The sequence below is a fragment of the Constrictibacter sp. MBR-5 genome, assembly GCF_040549485.1.
In the GTDB taxonomy this organism is placed as follows: domain Bacteria; phylum Pseudomonadota; class Alphaproteobacteria; order JAJUGE01; family JAJUGE01; genus Constrictibacter.
In genome coordinates this window covers 1-3,077 of sequence record NZ_JBEPTK010000041.1, presented here as the reverse complement: position 1 = coordinate 3,077, position 3,077 = coordinate 1, and the positions used below count along the sequence as shown (strand labels likewise).

2 protein-coding genes and 1 pseudogene are annotated in these 3,077 nt (G+C 61.4%); 2 read left to right on the top strand and 1 reads right to left on the bottom strand.

Features of this window, described 5'->3' with window-relative positions:
- A pseudogene (locus tag ABIE65_RS27730) lies at positions 1-173 on the top strand (IS630 family transposase); the annotation flags it as partial.
- 6 nt (positions 174-179) lie between these two features.
- Here ABIE65_RS27730 and ABIE65_RS27725 read toward each other — a convergent pair.
- A complete protein-coding gene (locus ABIE65_RS27725; RefSeq protein ID WP_354081986.1) occupies positions 180-1,307 on the bottom strand; it encodes a DUF2336 domain-containing protein in 1,128 nt (375 codons plus the stop codon).
- A gap of 346 nt (positions 1,308-1,653) precedes the next feature.
- Between ABIE65_RS27725 and ABIE65_RS27720 the strand changes: the two genes are divergently transcribed.
- Complete coding sequence (locus tag ABIE65_RS27720) at positions 1,654-3,042, top strand: PAS domain-containing protein (RefSeq protein WP_354081985.1); 1,389 nt, start codon at positions 1,654-1,656, stop codon at positions 3,040-3,042.
- The last annotated feature ends 35 nt before the right edge of the window (positions 3,043-3,077 follow it).

Here is a 3,077-nt window from a genome sequence, read left to right as displayed (position 1 = left end):
CACCGGAACTCAACCCGGTCGAGAACGTCTGGCAGTATCTTCGGCAGAACTGGCTCTCCAACCGCGTCTTCCAAGACCACGACGCCATTCTCGACCCAGGCTGCGACGCTTGGAACAAGCTCGTCACCCACCCCCAGACCATCATTTCGATCGGCATGAGAGACTGGGCTCACAGGTCACTAATTTCGGCCGTTGGTATAATCGACCTTCGCGGCGGATGCAGCAGGGTAGGGAGCATCAGGCTTCTCGGAAACGTCTACCAAATCCGCCGTGAGTACCCGGATGGCATTGAGGTAGGCACTGCCCCGGCGCCAACGAGCGACGACTTGGTTGGCCGTGTCGGGGTTCAGGCTGTCGTAGAAGGCCAGCGCGTGCGCCACTTCCTGGGCATTGGCGAGCTGGTGCCGAGGCAACGTCTCGCGGCTCAGGATAAAGAACACCGCAAAACCGCGCTTACTGACACCGATCGCGACGCAGATCGTAGCGAGGGCCTCGCCGCCACGTTCGTAGAGCATGCGGCCGATTAGCTGAGGGCGAATTCCACTGACGCGGGAGAACTCCGATTCGAACTCGGCGACGAGCCCATTCCGAAGGAGGTCAATAAGCCTAGATTCTTCATCGGAGGACGCCGAACGTGCTCCACGCTTGGAGGGCGTGCCCGCTGGCCAGAGGCCGCACTGGCCAGTTTCTTCCAGCGCGGCCTCTATCAGATCGTCGACCACTCCTTCGTCGTGTTGATTGCGCACGAGCAGATGGATACGCAGTGCCGCTGCCACCCAAAGAAAGAGATGCTGAGCGATCTCGGGTGTGGCCAGTTCGTCATGAAACGATAGCGCGAAGTCGTCAGAGCCGGAGGCGGACGGCTTCGAGCGTCGGAGATTGGATAGGCGCTGTTGCCGCACCCGATGCCAGAGGCGTTCGATAAGCGTCGTCGAAGCGAATGCGCCGCTGTGCATGAGGAGTGGGTGAGCAACCGGGAAGGCGTCACGGTCGAGCGCGGACAGGATCAGCTTCTCCTGGTCGGAGTGACCGCATCTCTGGATCGCCGCGCGCAACTTCTGCTCCGCTTCCTCACAGAGACTCCGCAGAAGACGATGCAGCATCGCTCGGTCGTGAGGGTCGAGGACATTCCCACGACCATGGAACAGGTCGTCGATGACCTGCTGTATGGTTGCCCTGCCGGAGCCCGACCGGGTCTGAGCAATGCTCAGGAGTTGCTGCGCCTGTAGGTCAGGATCATCAAGCTTCACCGCTTTCACCAAATCCGTCAGTGGTTGATTGGCGGCGCGGCGGCGCCGCTCGTGCAAGTTGTTTGGCAAAACCTACCAAGACTTTAACGAAGCAATTTATCGTAACCTTGTGGTTCGATCCTAAGCTGGGGCGATGCCGAGGATGCTCCGCAGACACGGCTGCATTCACCGTCCCCCCCGGTCGAGAAGGCACCTGCGCTGCAGCACCCGACGCCCGCGGATGATTTGGAAACTGTTGCAGACCATCGGCGGTCGGATGAGGTCACGCTCGATGGGAGCCGGTGCCACAATCAGGGCAGTTAATGCCCGCTCAACCTGTAGGGTTCAGAGTGTCGAACGGGTGACGCGACCCCGCCCCGCTGAAGGTGCAGGGGAGAAGACGATGTCCCCCGTGGAAACTGAGATGGCCCGCGAACTCGCTTCGGAATACGAGCTGATCCTCCGATTGCCGCTGCCGGCGCTGGTCGTCGATGATCAGGGTCTGATCGTCAGCGCCAACGTTGCCGCTGCGGCATGTTTCGCCTGTGAGGTTGAGAGCCTGCCAGGAAGTTCGCTGCGGCTCATGGCACTGGAGCCGCTGCGGCTCGACGAGCTTCTCGAAACGCGTAGGACAGCCGAGCTGGCGTTCCATGGGGGAGGCGGGAAGACGTGCTGGCTTGAGCTTTCCATTGTGCGCGACCTTCCGACGGCGACGAGCCTTCTGATCGGCGTCGATCAGACGGAACGACGAGCGGCTCAGGATGCGCTGATCGAGGAGCGAGATCGCTACCTCGACATGATGAGCGCGGTCTCCGACGTGTTCCACGAACTGCACGGAGCACCGGAAGGTCAGATCAGGATCTTCGTGCCGAAGCGTGAGAACGGCGCAGTGACGCTGACCGAATTTCAGACCGAATGGCCGGGGGCGGCAACCGACCGAACATACGATCCCGATGGCTTCGAAGCATGGATGGACACCCTCGCGGCGCATCGTCCTTATCGCAACTATGTCCATCGCATCCACCTGAAGGATGGTCGGGCGCGCTATCTGCGCGCAAGCGGTGTTCCCTACTACAAGGATGGCGTCTTTCAGGGATATCGCGGCGTCAGCGTCGATGTCACGGCGCAAATCGCCGCCGAAGGTGCGCTCCAGGAGAGCACAGATGAGCTTCGGCGAAGCAGGCATCATCTGGAGCGGGCTCAACAGGTCGCCGCAATTGGCAGTTCCGAGCGCGACCTGGTGACCGGCCGGGAGGAATGGTCAGCGGAGTTCTATCGGATCTTGGGTGTGGATCCACTTACGTTCGCACCCGACATCCACAAGGTCATCGAGATGGTTCATCCAGATGACCGAGCGCTGGCGCGTGGGGCTATCTCGATCGCGGAGGAGGGACGGCGGCCCCGACCGGGCGAGTTCCGGCTGTTGCGACCGGACGGGAAGATCCGCCGGATCTTCTGCGACATGGACGTCGAGGTCGGCGTCGCGGGTCGGCCTTTGCGCATCCACGTGATCTTCAGGGACGTGACGGAGCTCCGGGCGGCAGAGCAGATCACGCGCGATCAGAAGGATGCTGCCGAGCGTGCGAACGAAGCCAAGTCCCAGTTCCTGGCGAATATGAGCCATGAGATCCGCACTCCGATGAACGGCATCCTCGGAATGAACGGCCTGCTCTTGAGGACTGAGTTGTCGGATGATCAGCGCGAGTTCGCTACAGCGGTGAACGACAGCGCAGAGGCGCTGCTCTCCCTCATCGACTGTGTTTCGGCGTGCAAGTTTGACCCCCTTGGCGGGGGTATCGGCGTTCAAAAATGACCCCCTGCTGGTGACGTTGATCAGACTGCCCACCG